The 20,660-nt window shown below is 39.1% G+C and carries 21 protein-coding genes and 1 pseudogene; 19 read left to right on the top strand and 3 right to left on the bottom strand.

The annotated features are described in order from the left end of the window. Positions 1–26: 26 nt before the first annotated feature. The gene (locus tag T356_RS20325) at positions 27–704 is read left to right on the top strand and encodes a helix-turn-helix domain-containing protein (RefSeq protein ID WP_051563289.1); all 678 of its coding nucleotides are present in this window, start codon (positions 27–29) and stop codon (positions 702–704) included. A 289-nt stretch (positions 705–993) separates the two neighbouring features. On the opposite strand, the gene T356_RS0108400 is transcribed toward T356_RS20325, so the two are convergent. The 3 genes from T356_RS0108400 to T356_RS0108390 form a co-directional block, all read right to left on the bottom strand. Next, a complete protein-coding gene (locus T356_RS0108400; protein WP_026514114.1) occupies positions 994–1,506 on the bottom strand; it encodes a hypothetical protein in 513 nt (170 codons plus the stop codon). A 93-nt stretch (positions 1,507–1,599) separates the two neighbouring features. Next, positions 1,600–1,809, bottom strand: coding sequence for a hypothetical protein (locus T356_RS0108395; RefSeq protein ID WP_026514113.1), 210 nt, complete (start codon positions 1,807–1,809; stop codon positions 1,600–1,602). Between the two features lie 80 nt (positions 1,810–1,889). Beyond that, complete coding sequence (locus tag T356_RS0108390) at positions 1,890–2,345, bottom strand: hypothetical protein (RefSeq protein WP_026514112.1); 456 nt, start codon at positions 2,343–2,345, stop codon at positions 1,890–1,892. 177 nt (positions 2,346–2,522) lie between these two features. On the opposite strand from T356_RS0108390, the gene T356_RS21625 reads away from it, so the two are divergent. The 18 genes and pseudogenes from T356_RS21625 (at position 2,523) to T356_RS18845 (ending at position 20,591) form a co-directional block, all read left to right on the top strand. After that, positions 2,523–2,654, top strand: a complete 132-nt coding sequence (locus tag T356_RS21625) for a hypothetical protein (protein WP_255346953.1) — start codon at positions 2,523–2,525, stop codon at positions 2,652–2,654. 640 nt (positions 2,655–3,294) lie between these two features. After that, complete coding sequence (locus T356_RS20320; protein ID WP_051563286.1) at positions 3,295–4,263, top strand: helix-turn-helix domain-containing protein; 969 nt, start codon at positions 3,295–3,297, stop codon at positions 4,261–4,263. Between the two features lie 411 nt (positions 4,264–4,674). Then, positions 4,675–6,018, top strand: coding sequence for an MATE family efflux transporter (locus T356_RS0108370; RefSeq protein ID WP_026514110.1), 1,344 nt, complete (start codon positions 4,675–4,677; stop codon positions 6,016–6,018). A 24-nt stretch (positions 6,019–6,042) separates the two neighbouring features. Further along, the gene (locus T356_RS0108365) at positions 6,043–6,966 is read left to right on the top strand and encodes a DUF2156 domain-containing protein (protein WP_026514109.1); all 924 of its coding nucleotides are present in this window, start codon (positions 6,043–6,045) and stop codon (positions 6,964–6,966) included. Next, positions 6,963–7,610, top strand: a complete 648-nt coding sequence (locus T356_RS20315; protein ID WP_051563283.1) for a GNAT family N-acetyltransferase — start codon at positions 6,963–6,965, stop codon at positions 7,608–7,610. Before T356_RS0108365 ends, T356_RS20315 begins: the two co-directional genes overlap by 4 nt. Before the next feature lie 197 nt (positions 7,611–7,807). Further along, positions 7,808–8,698 (top strand): helix-turn-helix transcriptional regulator, encoded by an 891-nt coding sequence (locus tag T356_RS20310; protein ID WP_051563281.1) that lies wholly within the window; start codon positions 7,808–7,810, stop codon positions 8,696–8,698. A gap of 1 nt (position 8,699) precedes the next feature. Continuing rightward, on the top strand, positions 8,700–9,578 hold the full coding sequence (locus T356_RS20820; RefSeq protein WP_081777789.1) for a helix-turn-helix domain-containing protein: 879 nt from the start codon (positions 8,700–8,702) through the stop codon (positions 9,576–9,578). Continuing rightward, positions 9,578–9,931 (top strand): arsenate reductase family protein, encoded by a 354-nt coding sequence (locus T356_RS0108345; protein ID WP_026514108.1) that lies wholly within the window; start codon positions 9,578–9,580, stop codon positions 9,929–9,931. Before T356_RS20820 ends, T356_RS0108345 begins: the two co-directional genes overlap by 1 nt. 155 nt (positions 9,932–10,086) lie before the next feature. Further along, a complete protein-coding gene (locus T356_RS18860) occupies positions 10,087–10,449 on the top strand; it encodes a class I SAM-dependent methyltransferase (protein WP_242846579.1) in 363 nt (120 codons plus the stop codon). 12 nt (positions 10,450–10,461) lie between these two features. Continuing rightward, on the top strand, positions 10,462–10,737 hold the full coding sequence (locus T356_RS18855) for a hypothetical protein (protein ID WP_026514107.1): 276 nt from the start codon (positions 10,462–10,464) through the stop codon (positions 10,735–10,737). Beyond that, positions 10,727–11,494, top strand: a complete 768-nt coding sequence (locus T356_RS0108330) for a hypothetical protein (protein WP_026514106.1) — start codon at positions 10,727–10,729, stop codon at positions 11,492–11,494. Before T356_RS18855 ends, T356_RS0108330 begins: the two co-directional genes overlap by 11 nt. 81 nt (positions 11,495–11,575) lie before the next feature. Further along, positions 11,576–11,779 (top strand): annotated as a pseudogene (locus T356_RS0108320) (fumarylacetoacetate hydrolase family protein); the annotation flags it as partial. Positions 11,780–11,803: 24 nt separating this feature from the next. Next, on the top strand, positions 11,804–12,748 hold the full coding sequence (locus T356_RS0108315) for an L-lactate dehydrogenase (protein WP_026514104.1): 945 nt from the start codon (positions 11,804–11,806) through the stop codon (positions 12,746–12,748). A 207-nt stretch (positions 12,749–12,955) separates the two neighbouring features. Beyond that, the gene (eno, locus tag T356_RS0108310) at positions 12,956–14,257 is read left to right on the top strand and encodes a phosphopyruvate hydratase (RefSeq protein WP_026514103.1); all 1,302 of its coding nucleotides are present in this window, start codon (positions 12,956–12,958) and stop codon (positions 14,255–14,257) included. A 107-nt stretch (positions 14,258–14,364) separates the two neighbouring features. Beyond that, on the top strand, positions 14,365–14,940 hold the full coding sequence (locus T356_RS0108305) for an MptD family putative ECF transporter S component (RefSeq protein ID WP_035780768.1): 576 nt from the start codon (positions 14,365–14,367) through the stop codon (positions 14,938–14,940). A gap of 11 nt (positions 14,941–14,951) precedes the next feature. Then, the gene (locus T356_RS0108300) at positions 14,952–15,671 is read left to right on the top strand and encodes an energy-coupling factor transporter transmembrane component T family protein (protein ID WP_026514101.1); all 720 of its coding nucleotides are present in this window, start codon (positions 14,952–14,954) and stop codon (positions 15,669–15,671) included. A 13-nt stretch (positions 15,672–15,684) separates the two neighbouring features. After that, positions 15,685–18,939: an energy-coupling factor transporter ATPase gene (locus tag T356_RS18850; RefSeq protein ID WP_051563279.1), complete on the top strand. Its 3,255-nt coding sequence runs from the start codon at positions 15,685–15,687 to the stop codon at positions 18,937–18,939. Further along, positions 18,936–20,591, top strand: coding sequence for an ABC transporter ATP-binding protein (locus T356_RS18845; protein WP_035780776.1), 1,656 nt, complete (start codon positions 18,936–18,938; stop codon positions 20,589–20,591). The genes T356_RS18850 and T356_RS18845 overlap by 4 nt, the downstream gene beginning before the upstream one ends. Positions 20,592–20,660: the final 69 nt, after the last annotated feature.

Raw genomic sequence — 20,660 nt, 5'->3', positions numbered from 1 at the left:
TTTTTAGGTGGTGCTTGTATAAAATAATGGGAAATGAGATACTGACTTCAACATCTTGCGCAGATGAGAATATAGATTTTTTGGAAGGAATTTTTTTATATATGGTAGAATTTGGCGAGCAACTAAGAATAGCGAGAGAAAAGAAAGGGATGACGCAGCAATCTCTTGCGGATCAATTGTTTGTGAGTAGGCAATCAGTTTCACGTTGGGAACGCGGTGAACGTTATCCTGATCTTATTACGACAAAAAATTTATCTCAGATTCTGGAAGTGAGCCTTGATACTCTGCTATCAGAAAAGGAGATGACAAAAGTGGCGGAAAGAAATCCGGTAGTTGAAAATAAAGTGGTAAACAATATGACAATAGCTCTTTATGCTATTGTGGCTATATCTTTTTTTATAAAAATTGCAGAGAGAGCAATGATTTTTTGTATCCAGTCATTTAAGTCTTTGACTGAATTAAGACCGATGAATTACATGCATGGTTCAACAGATGAAAGAATCGTGCTTCTAAGAAATGCAGTTTACATCATTGTTTTTGCGTTTGCGTTATACCATGCAATAAAAGAGACATTGACACCTAAGAAAATGGGATTGGTTATGGTGGGCTTCTTCACAACACTGTTTTTACTTGATGGAACTAAGGTAGCCTACTCTTTTAGTATGTCCTTCAAAAAGATCTTCATGCCTTTTAATAAAAATTGAAATCGTTTGTGATTGAACATGATGAGCTTTTGCAAATTCAGTAATAGTCATTATTATCCCCTTTTATTCTACAAAGTTTAAAACTTGTTGACCTTATACAAAGTATTATACTTGTTGTAAAAAACATATTTCAAGCATTGTGCTATTTATTCCCCCAAATAGAGTTGATGAATTAGATTTTGCAGAATATCTGGACCGTTTGAACAATTAAGATTCAATACTAAAGCGAAAAACTTAAAATGACTTGTAAAAAAGGTGTCTAGTTAGACACCTTTTTTATTTATATCCATTATATTTTTTGTGATTGCGGTTTCCAATCAAGAATCGCATATGTTGCTTGTCTGTTTTTTATATAATCTTCAAACTTAGTATATTTTAATAAGTTATCTACTGAGTATTTTAATTCTTCTAAATAATTTGCTTTTGTATTTAATTCTTCATTTTCATATAAAGTCCCAATTACTCCGGATAATATACCTTGTTCACACTTACCTTGCAGAAATAAATGTTGTTCTAAAGCAAGCATTTCAAGATATGACGCATTAGACGGCTGTACTTCCATAGGATTTATACAATGATGCTCTAATATTTTATTATCCTTTGGAGATATTACATCTACAGACATATTTCCATCACTTTCAGGAGCAATATTTATATAAATATTACGTTGAACATCATAACTTTGGATTATTGCACCATTTTGGGGCGGTGGAGGCGGGATGTAAACAGTAGCAGAATGATTAGTATTTATATTTTGTTTCGGATATTGATTATGTATATTGTTATTATTAATTTTTATCATGAATTTATACCTCAATAATTGCATTTTGAGTTAATGTATTCCATGGACGATTAAGAGATCTTACTCTTACGACAAATGTATGATTACCACTTCCTATGGAACCACAATCGCATCTATAGACAAAGGTATGTACAGGATTTTATTGTGTTTATTAATATCTGGTTTTATTGCTGCTAAACGTTGTTCATAATCTACCTTAACTTCAAAATAACGCTTACCGAAGATTCCAGCTAAAACAAATCCAATTGATATTATGATTGCTATTATTTGGAATCTTTTCTTTTTATCAATACTTATTCTCAAGTAACCCCCTCCCTCCAGCATACTAACAATACAGCATTAAAAAATATTCTCTACAGCAATTATTATATATTATTTTTGCGTCATTTCCCAAAAAACTTTTGAATCCAAGTTTTTGCTTTTTCCTGATTTAATTCTTCTTGCAGCTTAGCAGATTTTTCCATTTCTTTTTGTATCTGCTCTTTTTTATCTTCCACTAAAAGTTGCATTGCTTCCGCCTGAACAATCTGCCTTGAAGCAACTAATAACTGTTCCTGCAACTCGGATATTTTCTCTTCTTTTTCTATGAGTATTTTTCTTGTATCTGCCAGTTCTTTTCTTGTTGCAGCTAATTCTTTTATAGTTTCAATATCCTCAATTACTTCTACTGGTTTGGGTAATGGGTATTTTCCATCCAAAACTTTTAAAGCTTCTTCATCAAGTTCTATCGTTTTGCCTATTATTTTATGAACTTTTATAGTTTCGCGGTTAGTGATGGATTTATAGGTAATGCCAATACTATGGCGTGGTTTCGAAAAACAGTGGTTGAATTTATGCAAGCTACCGTCCCAGGAGGGATAGGAGCAGTCGCCTCATATTTCTTTTTTATACGTGGGAAAAACCATAAAGCGTGTGTAAATATGATTACAGTTGCATCAATCATAGGGATAATTGGGAATTTATTATTTATACAACATGATATCAGCAAAGCGAGAATTCTTTTTACCGGAGCATCTATGATCACAACAACTGCCAGAGAGACGGCGGCAGACTTTGTGCTTGGAATTGCGGTATTTGTTCTGATTATTTATCAGACGCATACCTTGTATAGAAAGAGAATAACAGCTATGAATCTGAAAGAAAAATAGCACCACCGATTTTATGCATTGATAATGACGAAGACTAGGAAAATGCTGTAATATCAAGGTATTAGCCAATAGGAATGGGGTGTCAGGTGCGAAAGTAATACTGCCACATTGCTATGTATTATTTATTTAGATGAATTTTTGGATTTATTAATCATATAACTGAAACACAGATATTTACTGGGGTGCTCCATATTGGCGCGCCCCTTTTCCAATGTGTTGCTTGTAATATTTTGGACTGAAAATGATACTGAAGATAACTTCTTTGAACCTGAAAAAAATTGAGAGGAATATATGGGAGGAACGTCAGTATGTTATCAGTATTTTCAATATGTTTGTTTGGAAACAACATAGGTGTACATTATATATTAATAGGGATTGTGTTATTACTTTTTGTATTATTTGTAGTCGTGATCGGCGGGGATATTTATGATATGAGAGGGGATATTCTTGCGAGCATGAAAGAAAAATAGCATGTGTTATTCATACTTTTTAGTAAGTGGGAATAAAATACTCAAACCCAGTATCTATGCGGGTGCAACAGCGTGGAGCTTGTAATTTTTATAGGGGTAAGTGATACTTACGATAACATCATGCGCAGATGAAAAAATAGATTTAAGTTTTGAAAGGAATTGGTTTAAATATGGTCGAATTTGGTGAACAGCTCAGAAAAGCCAGAGAGGAAAAAGGAATGACTCAGCAATCGCTGGCTGAACAATTATATGTTAGTAGACAATCGGTTTCCCATTGGGAATGCGGCGATCGTTATCCTGATCTTGTTACGGCAAAGAAAATATCTCAGGTTCTGGATGTGAGCCTTGACGACCTTTTATCGGGAAAGGAGATGATAAAAGTGGTGGAAAGAAATCCGGTAGTTGAGAATAAAACAATAAATAATCTTACAATTGCGCTGTTAGCGCTTATTGCACTTTCGTATTTTTGGGAAATAGCATGGAGAGCTATGTTCTGGTATGTTGATAAAGATTCAAGTTTCTTTTCGGAGTGGTCGGTAGCACTGGGGCCGATGATTCTTGTGATTGTTTTTTCATATGGTTTGTATCATGCAGTAAGAGATACATTAACACCAAAGCATATAGGAGTTATCCTGATCACATATTTTGCTATTGAGTTAATTATTCATGGTGGTTTTTATTTGTCCAATATTGGAAGGAGCATTACGGAGATAAAAGAATATTCAAGGGGAGCTGACAAACAATACCTTATAAAAAGCTTTTTAGGGTTCCAATTGAGAGGTGTGTTGACTGTCTTTTTGCCATATATTCTTGGAATAGTTGCTTCGTTTTTCCATTTTATCCGCAAAGGAATGCGTAAATTGTGGGTGAATATGATTATAATCGCAGCCTCAATAAAAATAATTGATTCAATATATTTATTTGTTATAAGTATAGCGAATCAGAAATTTGAAGTTGCAAACAGCAGTAATGTCGAGTATTTTGTTGTGGACTTTGTAATTAAAGAATCAGTGGCACAGGCTATTCTTGATATTGCATTATGCATTTTGATCATTTATCAGGTAATTACATTGTACAGAAAAAGAAGAAATGCTTTTGATCTGAGTGGTGAAAAAGAGATCGCTGAGGCTACAACATAATGAGATTCAGCATTACTGATTGAAGTCTATAAAGTGGATACTTACCGGGGTGCACCAAACTGGTGCACCTCATTTCTATTTGCATTCAAGAAGACTAAGAGATTTACAAAAGAAAAGACAAAAAATAAGAGGTTTACATAACAGAAAATAAGAAGCAAGTGCAAAATCGCAGGCATATAATTTTAACTTGTTATACTTGAGAAGTCAGGTGCCGAGAGGTTTACTCGGTGGACACAAAGGCAAATATACACAATATTTTGCGATTTTGTGCCACTCCAATGAGACCTGCGGGCTCATTGGAGTGCTCGGCACAATCGGAGCAAAATATGTGCATATTGCCGCCGTGTCCACAGAGTAAACCTCTCGGCACCGTACTATTACTATTACTATTACAAGGAAGTTTTTGCCAAAATGAAAACACATAGATCGACTGTAATTAATATGACAGAAGGAAGTCCGGTTTCTTTGATCGTTCAGTTTTCTGTACCGATGCTCATTGGAAATCTTTTTCAACAGCTATATAATCTGGTTGATTCAGTTATCGTAGGCCAATTTGTCGGCGCAGATGCTCTTGCCGCAATAGGTGCAACGGGTTCTGTGACATTCTTGTTTTTTGCCCTGTGTAACGGAATAGGAAGTGGAGGCGGAATTGTGACGTCTCAGTTTTTTGGGAACGGTGATACGGCCAAAGTAAAGAGCTGTATTGTAAATACAGGATATATTATGATGATTTTTCCGCTTATTGTCGGTATCATAGCTTTTATTTTGTCACGCCATATTTTGATCATGCTCGATACACCGAGCGAGATAATGGCGGATGCGGTCGCATATATTAGGATCATGTGCGTCGGAATAGTTTTTGTTTCGCTGTACAATTACGCTTCTTCTATGCTTAGGGCACTTGGAGATTCCAAAACACCGCTTTATTTTCTTATCTTTTCATGTGTGCTGAATACAGGACTTGATATTCTTTTTGTATATGTTTTTCATATGAGTGTAGTCGGAGCAGGCGTTGCAACAGCTATTTCTCAACTTGTTTCCGGCATAAGCTGCCTTATTTATGCTATGCAAAAAAATGAATATTTCAGATTTAAAAGAGACGATCTTAAGTATGACAGGGATATATCTCATAAAGTTATAAGGCTCGGAGTGCCGCTTTCACTGCAGTTTTCACTTATAGCGATTTCATGTATGGCGCTTCAGAAAGTGGTCAATTCTTTTGGAAAAGTTGCGGTTGCGGCATTCACTGCGACCAGCAGGATAGAACAGATAATCCATCAGCCGTATCAGACTCTTGGAGCGGCTCTTTCAACTTTCACCGGTCAGAATTACGGTGCACACAAAATTGATAGGATTAAAACCGGTTATAAGAAAAGCCTTATGCTCATGGCAGGATTTTCTTTGGCGATGCTTCCTGTAATGCAGTTTTTTGGAGAAGCGATAATAAAGATATTTGTGGAAGATAAAGAGGTTATCACAATGGGCGCTATGGCGCTTCGAATCTCAAGCATTTTCTATGTGATGCTTGGACTTATCTATGTGGTAAGAGGTGTGCTTAACGGACTCGGAGATTCCTTTTTTGCCCTGCTCAATGGTATAGTAGAGGTTATAGGAAGATTTATTGTTCCGATTCTTTTGACACAAATTGCATTTATCGGACTTTGGGGTATATGGTGGTCTGTTGGTATAGTGTGGTCTATGAGCGGGATTACGGCATGGATGCGCTATCTTTGGTATAAGAAAAAATTGAAGTGACATTTTAATATTGTGGAGAAGTACATGGAAAAGAACCTTGTTTTTCATAAGCCTCTATTTGAAGAGGCTGCAAAACTTTCGAAGATTTATGCACTGAGGGATAACAGAACATGTGACAGTACGGTTCTGGATACGTATCTTTGGAAAGATTTGTACAATACGCAAATTTACTTTGAAGACAGGGCGGCGCTAATACTTATGCAGGATGAAAAGGGATATTTTGCTGCCATGCCATATTGCAGAGAGGAGGAACTATCCAAATACTTTGAGCTGTTAAAGGACTACTTCAATAATGTGTTAAAATGTCCGCTTAGGATCGAACTTGCGGATGAAGATGCACTCAGAGCTTTGGGAGTGTTGTGCGATCCGCGTTTTACGATAGAAGAGAGTAAACTTAAGGATTACCTGTATAGCGCTGATGAACTTAGGAAGCTTGAGGGAAAGAAATTCCAGAAGAAGAGAAATCTTGTAAATAAATTCATGAAGGAATATGAGGGCAGATGGGAGTATAAGACCATGTGCTGTGTTGATGAGTATTTCCTTGAAGAGTTTATGAAAAAATGGGTTGATGCAAGGCTTACAGAGGGCACGGAAAGTAAAGATACTCTTATTTATGAAAAAGACGGACTTATAGATATTCTCAGAAATTGCGATAAAGTTACTTTCAGAGTCGGCGGTATTTTTATCGATGAAATTCTTGAGGCATTTACTGTCGGATCTTACAACAGCAGAGAGAAGATGGCGGTTATCAGCGTGGAGAAAGGCAACTTCGCGATACCCGGGATATATCAGATGATCAATCAGCAATTTCTTTTACACTCATATGAGGATGCGGAACTTGTAAACAGGGAAGACGATATGGGACTTGAAGGACTGCGGCAGGCCAAGGAAAGTTACAATCCTATCGGGTATGCCAGAAAATACAGAGTTTGCGAGAGGAACATATGATACTGGAATATACGGAAAAAGAAAATACGAGAAAACTGTACGAAGAGGCGTTTGACGATCCCAAGGAATTTGTTGACTATTATTATTCGGATAAGTGTCTGGATAACAGGATGATAGTGAGCTTTGAAGGCGGAGAAGTGGTATCAATGCTTCATCTTAATCCGTTTTCTGTAAATCTGTGCGGGACGGTCGTTCCAAGTTATTACGTTGTTGCAGTTGCAACCAAGAAGAATATGCGCCGCAGAGGGCAGATGACGCGCGTGTTTGATAAGACTTTTGATCTTCTTAAGAAAGAGAAGATTCCTTTTATATTCCTTTTACCTGTCGATGAGTCCATATATTCCTGGATGGGCTTTGAAAAGATCTGTGATTTTTCTAAAGACAGAATCCCAAGTTATGATGAAATTCAGAAAAAATATGATATCTACTGTGTCAGAGATGATGACTATTTAAGGAGAATGAACAAGGAAGACGAACTTAGAAAGCTTGATATGGGAGAGGTGCTTCCGGACAATCCCGTGATAATGGCTAAGATCACGAATCTTGATGCATTTAATTCTGCGGTGGGAAAATTATTTGCGGATGAGAAAGAGGCACTTGACTGGATTAAGAATAAAAAAATATATATTTGCGAAGAAGTTTGAATTTTTGAGCCTGGGGATATGGATGATGGATTATTTTCATTTGAAATCCCTTAGGCTTATTTTTTCGCGTAGTTACTGCGATGCGCCGTAGCGTTGACATGATATTTTTGGGTGTTGCTTGAGTTTTTTTGCCTCATACGAGATACTAAAATCACATCTGCAGATGAAAATGATTGAAAGGAGCGGATTTGATTTTCATGGTCGAATTTGGCAACAAACTCAGAAAGGCGAGAGAAGAAAAAGGAATAACGCAGCAAACTCTGGCCGAAAAATTATTTGTGACGAGACAGACTGTATCAAATTGGGAATGCGACAAGAGATATCCCGATCTTATTACAACCAAGAGAATATCACAGATTCTGGAAGTGAGCCTTGACGACCTTTTATCCGAAAAAGAGATGACGAAGGAACTTAAAAGAGATTCTGCAGTTTGGAGTGAAAATGCATACAATGTAATGTTAATGCTTTATACGGTTTTGGTACTTTTGCTCTGGAATATACCTATTTCCCATTTTATGGGTTTTTTCGCGGAGCCAATCAGGTTTATTCAAGAAGCTAAAATGTTTTCCTTGTTTATTTATATAAAATTTGTGGCTGATCTGCTTAGAAGGGCTGTTTTTTTGTGTTTCATAATCTTTGCGATTAGGGGAACGCTTACGCCTAAGAGAATGGGAATAGGATGGCTGACGATTTTTATAATTAATATTTTGGTTCATTCCTGCAATTTTTTAAGTGTGTTTTATGATTGCTTTACATGGCAGGTTGCAGCGATTTCAACCTCGGATATTTTGCTTAATGTAATAGGAGCGGTAGGAAGTATTTTCTTTTTTATCAAAGGGAAGAGAAGCAAAGTATGGGCGATTGTGCTTGGAGGTGTTCCGGCAATCGGGTTCTTTGGTGATGTAATTCTTTTCTTTTGGCACAATATAAAATTGTCACGAATCATGCCTTGTGACGGTTTCCATGTACTTGGGCCGTTGCAAATGCTTATTCTGTTGATATTAAGTTTGCCGTTGTATATAGTGCTCGGCTATCAGGTCATGGTTTTATACAGGCAAAAGAATAGAGAAAGGAGCGAGCTTTTGTAATATGGTTGAATTTGGTGAACAGCTCAGAAGAGCACGGGAGAAAAAAGGGATAACGCAGCAATCACTGGCTGAACAATTATCTGTAGCAAGGCAGACTATATCGCATTGGGAATGCGGAGATCGCTATCCGGATCTTGTTACGACCGAGAAAATATCGCAGATTTTGGAAATTAGTATTGAAGATCTTTTGTCCGAAAAAGATATGACTAAGGTAGCGGAAAGAAATCCTGTTATAGAGAATAAAATGATAAATAGCCTGATGATAGTATTGTATACGATCGTGATTGTGGAATTGATATTCATGCCGTATGAACGATTTATGGGAATCAATACACAATCTGTTTTTGATTTTTTGTTTGGTGGTAAACAGGAATTATATTTTTACATTGGTAGAGTAGGATCCGTCATCCAGGTGGCAGGTTTTTTGTATTGTTTGATAAATGCTATCAGAGCAAGCCTTGTGCCCAAAATAATCGGTGCCGGCTGGGGAATATTTTTTACAAGTAATTTTGTGATCCATTGCAGTAATTTTATCGGTGTTTTTTCAGGAGAAAAGAATTTGCAGCTTGCAGCAATAACTTTTATTGATTGTTTGCTCAATTTAATCGGTGTGATCGCAAGTTTATTCTTTTTTATTAAAAAGAGTAATACTGAAAGATGGGGCGTGATACTTTGGATAATTTCGGTGCTTGGTTTTTTTGGAGATATAATTATTGATTTATGGCAGAATATTCTGGAACATATGGGGCATAATGCCTATTATCATCTTGATTTTGGTGATTATATAGTGAAATCGGCACTGTATGTATTAATAATTTATCAAGCATATGTCTTGTACAGAAAACGCAGAGTTGTTGCGGAGATTACGGAGGAAAAGTAATGATAAAAGTGTATTGCTATTCAAAATGTTCAACATGTAAGAAGGCTTTAAAGTGGTTGGATGATAATGGGATTAAGTATGAGAGCCTTGATATAAAAGAACAGCATCCTGATAAAACTACTCTAAAAGAGCTTAACGAAAAGAGCGGTCTTCCGCTAAAGAAGTTCTTTAATACAAGTGGAATTCTATATAGGGAGATGGAATTATCAAAAAAGATTCCGAATATGAGTGATGATGAGATGCTGGATGTTTTGTCATCTGACGGAATGCTGGTAAAGAGACCGCTTCTTGTTACAGATACTGAAGTGATTCCGGGATTTAAAGAGGAAACATGGAAAGCAGCATGTTTGTGATCAGCATAATACTTTTACGTATCAGCGAGCAAAGAGTTGCAAAGCAGCTCTTTGTTTTTTTGAGAAATGTTAGCAATAGCTAACAAAAAGTGATATCATGAAATCCATAGATGATATTTTGTATGGAGGAAGAGTATGAAAGCGAATTATAAAAACTGGATGCCGAAGGTGTTTCAAATACTACCTTTCAGCAGGGGGATGCTGTAAAACTTGATTTTGACGATGAAACATTTGACGCTGTTACCAGCAATTATGTATATCACAACGTTCCAAGCAAGAACAGACAGGCTATCTTACTTGAAACTTTGAGGACTCTTAAAAAAGGCGGGACATTTGCAATCCATGACATTATGTCTAAAGGTAAATACGGAGATATGGAAAGCTTTGCAAATAAGCTCAAGGATATGGGCTATGAACAGGTCAGACTTGTTGATACGACAAACGGAATGTTCATGAGCAAGTGGGAAGCATCATGGATGGGGCTTTCAGGTTCTACTCTTTTAATAGGCAAAAAGTAACAGGAGGACAAGATGATCAAACTTACAGGACTGTCCGATTCGGAAGTTGATGTTATCGCAAAGCAGATAGCTGACGCATTTTACGATTATGAATATAATAAAGAAGACCAAGGACTTATAAAGTTCATTCCTAACAGAGATAGTATGTATACATATATTGGTGGCATTATCAGGGCTGCCTACAGAAGCGGTATTCTTTATACAACTTCTGAGAAAACTTCCATATGTACGATCTTGTCAGAGAACCTGAGATTGCTTAATAAAGGCGGGAAAAGAAATGCAATTTGAAGAAATGGGAAATATGTCCGGAAAAACACTGGTGTTACTACCGGAAACGTGTTGTGATTGGCAGACAAATTTTGGGAGTGTAATACAAAATTTATCTGAGAAGTATCATCTTATATGTGTTAATTATGACGGGTTTGACGGTAGCGATAAAATCTTTCCCGATATGATCACTGTGACAGAAAAGATTGAAAAATACATAATTGATAAGCATGACGGCAGAGTAGACGGAGCTATAGGATCTTCACTTGGATCAAGTTTTGTCGGACAGCTTGTAATGAGAAAAAAAGTACATATCGATCATGCGATTTTTGGAAGTCCGGATCTTGATCAGAGCGGGAAAATAGCAGCTAAATTGCAATCATTATTGGTTGTTCCGATTCTTACAAGCTTTACAAAAGGTGAGAAAAAGAGAAACAAAACTAAGGAAAAATTGAAAGATTTTTTTCTCATGAGTGATGAAACTGCGGAGAAATTCATGAATTGTTTCGCGAAGTTCAATCCGGAGTCTATAAAGAATGAGTACTATACGGATTTACTTACGCATCTTGAGGATGATATATATGTGGAACACACAAGGGCTCATTTTATTTATGCGAACAAGATGGGGGAAAAATACTTAAAACGTTATAAGAAGCATTTTCGCAATCCGGATATCAGAGAGTTTGATATGCAACATGAACAGTGGCTGTTTGGAGAGAAAAAGTATGCAGAACCTGTTCTTGAAGCTATAGATGAATTTATGAAAATGTCAGTTTGAGAGGAGACTTATGAAATTTTGTACGATTGAAATCAACGGAAAAGAAAAAGTTGCAGTATTGTCAGAAAAGAACATGGCGGTAACACAGCGTGTATGATAACAACCGTTGAAGAAGCTGTTTCCGAATTGTCTCAGGGGATGACATTAAAGGCGGGAACTATAATTGCAACAGGAACCCCGGGAGGAGTAGGCATGGGATTTAATCCTCCTAAGTTCCTAAAATCAGGTGATGTTATAAAGTGCGTTATTGAAGATATCGGTGAATTGGTAAATACAGTTGAATAAAGCTATATAAAAAGGAGGCGCATCATGGCATTAAATGAAAGAAAAGTAGCGGTAGTAGGTTGTGGTTTTGTTGGTTCCGCATCAGCATTTGCACTTATGGAAAGCGGCTTGTTTTCTGAGATGGTGCTGATAGATGTGAACAAAGAAAAGGCAGAGGGTGAAGCTCTTGATATAAGTCACGGACTTCCTTTTGCAAAGCCTGTGCAGATATATGCAGGTGATTATAGGGATGCAGGTGATGCGGCAGTAGTTGTTGTAACTGCGGGAGCGGGGCAGAAGCCGGGTGAGACAAGACTTGATCTGGTAAAAAAGAATGTCGGAATCTTTAAATCCATCATTCCCGAGATTGCAAAATATAACACGGAAGGAATCCTTCTTATTGTTGCTAATCCTGTAGACATACTTACATATGCGGCGGCAAAACTTAGTGGATTCCCCGAAAACAGAGTATTCGGTTCAGGTACCGTTCTTGATACCGCAAGGCTTAAATATCTTCTCGGAGAACATCTTAAGATTGACAGCAGATCTGTTCATGCCTGCATTATAGGCGAGCACGGAGACAGCGAGATCGCGGCTTGGAGCAGTGCGAACGTATCGGGAATCCCGCTCAATGATTTCTGTGAGATGAGAGGTCATTTCGAACATGAGAAATCAATGAAAGAGATTGCCGAGAATGTAAAGAACAGTGCATATAAGATCATCGAGAAAAAGGGCGCAACATACTACGGAATTGCAATGAGTGTAAGACGTATATGTGAAGCCATTGTAAGAGATGAAAAGTCAATCCTTCCCGTATCAAGTATTCAGCATGGCGAGTTCGGAATAGACGATGTTGCGCTCAGTATGCCGGCAATTGTTGGAAGAAGCGGAGTTGAGGGTGCAGTCCCCATCAGACTCAGCGATGAGGAAAAGAAAGCGCTAAAGGCATCGGCGGATACACTTAAGGAAGTTTTGAGTGGAGTACTATGACTCTCTAAAATGATACTATTTCTCATTAACCCCTAAAACACGTCTGATTCGTTGACATGCAAAAAACGCTATAATAAAATATGTGGTGTTAGCACCTGCTAACGCTTGAGTAAATCATGTGAATTCCTCTTTTGAATAGCTGAACCTATGAATCGGCTATAAGAAGGGGAATTCTGTGTTTAAAATCTGAAAGGAGTAAGCAAAACAATGGGAAAGCTTGCAATTGAAAAAGTAATCGGAAGAGAAATTTTGGATTCAAGAGGAAATCCTACAGTAGAGGCAGAGGTTACTCTTGCAGACGGAACAGTGGCAACCGGAACTGCTCCGAGTGGTGCATCAACAGGTGAATTTGAGGCACTTGAACTCAGAGACGGAGATAAGTCACGTTATCTCGGAAAAGGAGTTACAAAGGCTGTAGATAATATAAATAATGTGATCAACGATGCGGTTAAAGGTATCGATGCTTCTGATACATATGCTGTAGATGCGGCAATGATCAAAGCTGACGGAACAAAGGATAAGTCTAAGCTTGGTGCAAATGCAATCCTTGCGGTATCAATCGCAACTGCAAGAGCAGCAGCTAAGTCACTTGATATTCCACTTTACAGATTCCTTGGCGGTGTATCAGGAAACAGACTTCCCGTACCTATGATGAACATCCTTAACGGCGGAGCTCACGCTGACAGCGCCGTTGATACACAGGAATTCATGATCATGCCTGTAGGTGCTCCTTCATTCAAAGAAGCTCTTCGCTGGTGCGCAGAGGTATTCCACAGCCTCAAGAAACTCATCAAAGATATGGGCGATGTAACAGCAGTAGGTGATGAGGGTGGTTTTGCTCCCAATCAGCTTAAGAGCGACGAGGATGCTATCGAGAAGATTCTTGAGGCTATCAAGGCAGCAGGCTTTGAGCCCGGAAAAGACTTCATGATCGCTATGGACGCCGCTTCATCAGAGTGGAAGAGTGAAAAAGGAAAAGGCTTCTACAAGCAGCCCAAGTCAGGTAAAGAGTTCACATCGGATGAGCTTATCGCTCACTGGGAGAGCCTCGTAGATAAGTATCCTATCATCTCAATCGAAGACGGACTTGATGAAGAAGACTGGGAAGGCTGGCAGAAGATGACAGCTAAGATCGGTAACAAGGTTCAGCTTGTAGGTGACGATCTCTTTGTTACAAACACAGAGCGACTTTCAAAGGGTATCTCTCTCGGAGCAGGTAACTCAATCCTTATCAAGCTCAATCAGATTGGTTCTGTATCTGAGACACTTGAAGCAATTAAGATGGCTCACAACGCAGGCTACACTGCAATTTCATCACACCGTTCAGGTGAGACTGCAGATACAACAATCGCAGACCTTGCTGTAGCGCTCAATACATGTCAGATCAAGACAGGTGCACCCAGCCGTTCAGAGCGTGTTGCCAAGTACAACCAGCTCCTTCGTATCGAAGAGCAGCTCGGTGAAAGCGCCGTATATCCTCAGATGGATGCTTTCCACGTAAAGAAGTAATTTCTAAATAATAAAATATATCAAAAAAAGTCTCATGGTGGCAGATGATTCGGGCTATCATGAGACTATTTATGTAAAAAGTTCTGAGAAGTTGGAGGAGTAAGTTTATGAAATTAAAGACAAAAGATATGATCTACGCAGGAGCATTCGCAGCACTTTATGTTGTTGCGGTTTTGATAGTAATGATGCTGGTTGGAACAATTCCGGTTATTTACATCGCGTGTCCTTTATTGCTCGGTATTTTTTGCGGTACCATTTATCTTTTGAGCGTTCTTAAAGTAAGAAAATTCGGAGCTGCACTTCTGATGGCTGTATTGTTTGCATGTATCGCAACAGGCTTTGATCCAATCGCATTTTCTGTCTGCATTGTAAGCGCACTGATAGCTGAGATATGCATGGCTCTCGGAAAGTACAAGTCAAAGAAAATGTATGTGATCTCATACGTCTTTTTCAACTTTATAACTGCGTCTAACTTTTTCAGAATTCTTGTTGCCAAAGATGCATATATAGCAGGTGTTCGTTCTATGATCGGAGATGACTTTGCGGACGGAATGAGCAGGCTCGTAACACCCTGGTGGGCGTGGATCATGATTGTTGGATTTGCGGTTGTCGGAGGAATTATAGGCGGACTTTTCGGATCGAAGATTGTAAAAAAACATTTTGAAAAAGCAGGAATTGTCTAAGGGGATAATCAATGTTTACCGGGAACAATACTTCAATAATAAAAGCAGATCCAAGAACAAAACTGTTGATACTTGTTATTTCTATGATCATACCGCTTAAGTGCGTGACGGTATTTCCGTCGCTTGTTTTTGCGGCGCTTCTTTGTGTGATGTTGTTTTTGGAAGGCGAAAAATATTTATCCGTAATATGTTTTTGCATATCAATTATAATAATGTGTCTGTATGCAGGTGCTGTAAAAGGAGGCTTTGGCTCGGTTCTTAATATGATCTGCATGTCCGTCATGGTACTTATCAGATTCTTTTGCCCGATAACAATGGCACTTTTGCTGTTCACAAAGACGACCGACATGTCGCACCTAATTTCATCTTTTCAAAAGATGCATCTTCCGATGGTCTTTGTTATTCCTTTCGTAGTTCTTATCAGATTTATTCCGACCATATTTGATGAGTGGGACGGAATAAAGAAAGCCATGCTCTTTAGAGGAATAGAATTTAAGCTAAAGAGCTTTATTACCAAGCCCGCGCAGATAATCGAGTATACCATGGTTCCGCTTCTTTTTTGTTCGGTCGAACTTATGGATGAACTCGCATCGTCGGCCATGGCAAGAGGACTCGACAGTAACAGGAAAAGAAGCTCATATGTCGAAGCAAGGCTTAGGGTTACCGACTACGCGATAATCCTGATCTTTGCAGGCTTCCTGGCATATATGTTTTTCATTTACCAGCAATGAGTAAGAGGTGAAAATGATTAAGATAGAAGACGTTTCATTTAGATACGCCGGCGAAAGTAAAGGCGGAAATGGAATCAAAAATATAAATCTTACGATTAAAAAAGGCGAATTCGTAGTTCTTTGCGGAAAGAGCGGATGCGGTAAGACAACGCTTACGAGAGTGATAAACGGACTGATACCGCATTTCTATGAGGGCGAGATGGAAGGATGCGCATATATAGATGGTGCAAATGTGACCAGGCAGCCACTTTCCGATATCTCCACGCTTGTCGGTTCAGTTTTTCAAAATCCGAAGAGCCAGTTTTTTCATGTAGATACAACGGGAGAGCTCTTGTTTGGATGTGAGAATCACAATATGTCAAAAGAGCTGATGGAAGAGCGTCTCAGTGAAACTGCGGATGTTCTTAAGATAAGACCGCTTCTTAACAGAAATATCTTTGAACTGTCGGGCGGAGAAAAACAGCAGATAGCCTGTGGCTCTGTATATGCTTCGGATCCCGAGGTATTTGTCATGGATGAACCTACATCCAACCTCGACAGAAAGGCGATTAACAGGCTTCATCAGATACTTTCCAAACTAAAGTCCGAAGGAAAGACAATTGTGGTGTCCGAACATCGTTTGTATTTCTTAACGGATCTTGCGGACAGATTTATCTATATAAACGAAGGAAGAGTAGAAGGTGAATTCACGGCAGATGAATTTAAAAAGCTGTCAAATAGAGCGCTGTCCGAAATGGGACTTAGAACAACAGATCTTTCTACCGTTACGGGAAGACCGCTTGAGGTGAAGGCTTCAAAGCCTGTAATAACGATAAGCGATCTTTCGTGTCAGAGAGATAATTCCAACATCCTCGATGTGGATGATCTTAAGCTTCCGTCTAAAAGTGTTGTGGCTTTCATAGGAGACAACGGAACAGGAAAAAGTACACTTGCTGAGGCTCTCTGCGGAGTTCTTGGTTCAATGGGAACCGTGAGTATAGATGGCAAGGTTTTGGATGACAAGCAAAGAGCGAAGTCCTGTTTCATGGTCATGCAGGATGTAAACAGACAGCTCTTTTGCGAATCTGTAATGGAAGAACTTAAGCTTAACAGTGATGTCAGCGATGAGAGTGCACTTTCTGTTCTTAAAAAACTTGGAATAGACGCCCTTAAGGACAGGCATCCTTCTTCACTGTCGGGAGGACAAAAGCAAAGAGTTGCAATAGCTTCTGCACTCTGTTCCGGCAAGAAGATCATATTTTATGATGAACCCACAAGTGGTCTTGATTATGTAGGAATGGAGAGCTTTTCGAAGCTTGTAAGAGATACGGAGTCCGATGTTGAAACATCGATAATAATCACTCATGATCTTGAGCTTATTTTAAACTGTTGTACTCATGTGGTTCACATGGAACAAGGAAGACTCGTGTCGGTTTATCCTTTGGACGAAGCAGGTATCAATAAAGTCAGATACTACTTCACGACAGAAAGTGAAGAGGCTCATACAAGCAAAAGAGAATCAGGCTCTGCGATGAGTAGGATCATAAACAGAATGGGAGCATACAAAAAACATTTTTACGGCGCCATAGTCTGCATGATACTTGGTGTTGCGGCAGGTATAGTTCCTTATGCAATGCTTTATAAGATAACGGACAGATTTCTTTCAAAAGACATTTTTACCTTTAAGGACGTCTGCATTCCTATAATCGTTATCTTTTTGGGGAATGTCCTTAATATGCTCCTCTATACCCAAGGCCTGTCATTGTCACATATAGCGGCATTTAATACGCTCAAGGCAATAAGGATAAAGCTAAAGGATAAACTAAATAAACAGTCTCTCGGAACAATAAGACAGATCGGCACAGGCGCTCTTAAAAAGGTATTTACCGATGACATTGAAGAAATAGAGGTAATTCTTGCACATGCAATTCCTGAAGGAATATCCAATCTTTTGGTTTCTCTTGGAATCATTGTTTTCATGTTCAGAGTAAACTTCCAGCTTGCTCTTGTGGCATTTATCGTAGTGCCGTTGGGACTTCTTTGCATGAAGCGGATGTATGATGACGGCGCCCGTAGAATGGGCGGATATTTTGCCGCTGCAAAGCGAATGAACAATTCCATTGTCGAGTACATCAACGGAATGGAAGTTATCAAGGTATTTAATTACCAGAGTGAATCTTACAAGAGCTATGAATCGAGCGTACTTAATTATCGGAACTTAAGCCTTACCTGGTATAAAGTATGTTGGCCATGGATTGCGCTATACATGAGCCTTCTTCCCAATATGCTCTTGTTCGCGCTTCCCGCAGGAACAATCATGGTAATGTCAGGCGGCGCGACGCTTAACGATTTTATTCTTATCATTTGTCTGTCACTTGCAATCGGACCGAATCTCTTAAGAGCTCTTTCTTTTGCATCATATGTGACTCAGATTAATTACAAGATCCAGGCGCTTGAAAGAGTGCTTGACAGAACGGAATTGTGTGAAGGCTGCGAGAGTTTTTCGGGAGATGAAAAGCTTGATATTGAGCTTAAGAATGTCCATTTTTCATACAAGGACAATGAGGTTCTTAAGGATATTAGTTTTGTTGCAAAAGCGGGAGAAATGACAGCGGTTGTCGGAGAGTCAGGAAGCGGAAAGTCGACTATAGCAAGACTTCTTGCGCATCAGTATGATACCGACGGCGGAAGTATAACCTTTGGCGGGAAAAAGATTACCGATCTAAGCTTATCGGAACTTAATTCCAAGATATCTTTTGTGTCACAGGATGTATTTCTTTTTAACAGAAGTATTATGGAAAACATAAGGATCGGAAATCCCGAAGCCACGGATGAGATGGTCTTTGAAGCTGCGGGGAAAGCTGCGTGCGATGAGTTCATAAAAAAGCTTCCCGAAGGATATAATTCCAAAGCAGGTGATGCAGGAAAAAGGCTCTCAGGAGGTGAGAGGCAGAGAATAGCGCTTGCCAGAGCAATCCTTAAAGATGCACCGATCGTAATACTTGATGAGGCAACTTCTTCTGTTGATATTGAAAACGAAGATAAGATCAACAAGGCGATAGATGAGATCATAAAAGGAAAAACAGTCATCGTCATAGCACATAAACTTAGTGCGATGAGAAATGTCGATAAATTCGTGCTTATCAAAAACGGAAAAGTTGTAGCCGAGGGCAATAAAGCCGAGATCATGAAGAATGAGTACTTCAAACAACTCTATAAACTTTCCAAGGATGCGGAAGATTGGATGGTCAACAACTCGGGAGAAGTTAAGGAGGAAGAAGCAATATGATAAAGCAGATAAGAAGAATCATACGCCTTGCGGGAAAATATAAGACAAGGATAAGGCTTGCATATCTTTTTTCCTTACTTCGCGCAATATGTACATACGGCCCATATTCACTCTCGGTATACATAATAAAGCTTTTGTATGAAAACAAGATGACTATGGAAAAAGTCGGAATGTTGATCGCTGTTATGGCAGCGTTGTTTGTCGGACAAGTTCTCTTTTCGTACATGTCGGACAGACTTCAGTCTACTGCCGGATATCTGCTTTTTTCCGACCTTAGGATAAGCTTGGGAGAAAAGCTCCGTCACATGCCGATGGGATTTTTTACCGACGGAAATATCGGAAAGATCAGTACCGTTCTTGCGGTGGACATGGGCTTTATCGAGACAAATTGCATGAACACGATTTCCTCGTTTGTTGGTGATATCTGTTCTGAAATTTTGGTCATATCGTTTATGACTTTTCTTCATCCTTTACTTGGGGCGTTTACTCTTTTAATGAGTCTTGTGATCGTGCTTATAGGTAATATTTCCATGAGATATGAGCAAGCGGAGGCAGACGGAAAACAGGCACTTAACGAGGAACTATCAAGTCACGTTCTTGAATACATTGAGGGAATGGGCGTGATAAAGTCCTACAACATGATTGATCGTGAATCTACCGATATCGAGAATGCATTTGAGAAGATGAAGGATGAATGCATAGCATTTGAAAAAAAGGTCACTCCGAGCCTTAGGATCATGGAGTTTGCAAACGCTGTCGGAGTTCTTTTGCTTATTTCTTTGTGTATAAGACTGTTTGGTATCGGCGAGATAGAAAGATTCAGAGCGATTGCCGTTTGCATGTTTTCTTTCGGTGTTTTCAGACCGATCAAGGAAGTGTATCTTCAGGTTACAAGGTTCGCTGTTATGAACAGCAGCCTTAACCGAATGGAAGAGATTTTTGATCTTGAAGTTTTGGATGAAAAAGATATTGCGACAATCCCCGAAAAAGCTCCCGTTGGTGTTCCGGAGATTGAATTTAGAGAAGTATCTTTTTCCTATGAAAAAGAGAGCGTGCTGGAAAACGTTTCCTTCAAGGTAGAAAAGAATACCATGGCTGCGCTTGTCGGACCTTCGGGTGGCGGAAAAAGTACCGTTGCGAGCCTTCTTACAAGATTTTGGGATGTAAACGGCGGAAAGATAATGATACGAGGTGTCGATATAAGGAATGTGCCTCTGGAAAATCTTATGGATAACATAAGCGTGGTGTTCCAAAAGGTTTATCTTTTCAAGGATTCCATCTATAACAACATAAGAATGGGAAGACCCGACGCCACCCGCGAGGAAATCATCGAGTGCGCAAGGAAAGCAAGATGCATGGACTTTATCGATAAGCTCCCGTACGGAATCGATACCGTCATCGGTGAAGGCGGTGCGAGTCTATCCGGCGGCGAGGCACAGAGAATCTCCATCGCCCGCTGTATTCTCAAAGATTCGCCCATAGTAATCCTCGATGAAGCTACAGCCAGCGTCGATGCCGACAACGAAGCATATATCCAGGAGGCAATTGATGAGCTGTGCCTTGGAAAGACGCTACTCGTGATCGCACACAGACTCAACACAATAAAAAATGCCGATGCCGTATTCAAAGTGGAGAATAAGACAGTGGCATAAAGATTTAGAAGACGTGAAGCATATCTATCGCTCACGTCTTTCTCTATATAGAGAAAAACGCCGAGCTTT

Source organism: Butyrivibrio sp. LB2008 (genome assembly GCF_000621565.1).
In the GTDB taxonomy this organism is placed as follows: Bacteria; Bacillota; Clostridia; order Lachnospirales; family Lachnospiraceae; genus Butyrivibrio.
The sequence above is the reverse complement of the archived record's forward strand: the minus strand, read 5'-3'. Positions and strand labels throughout refer to the sequence as shown.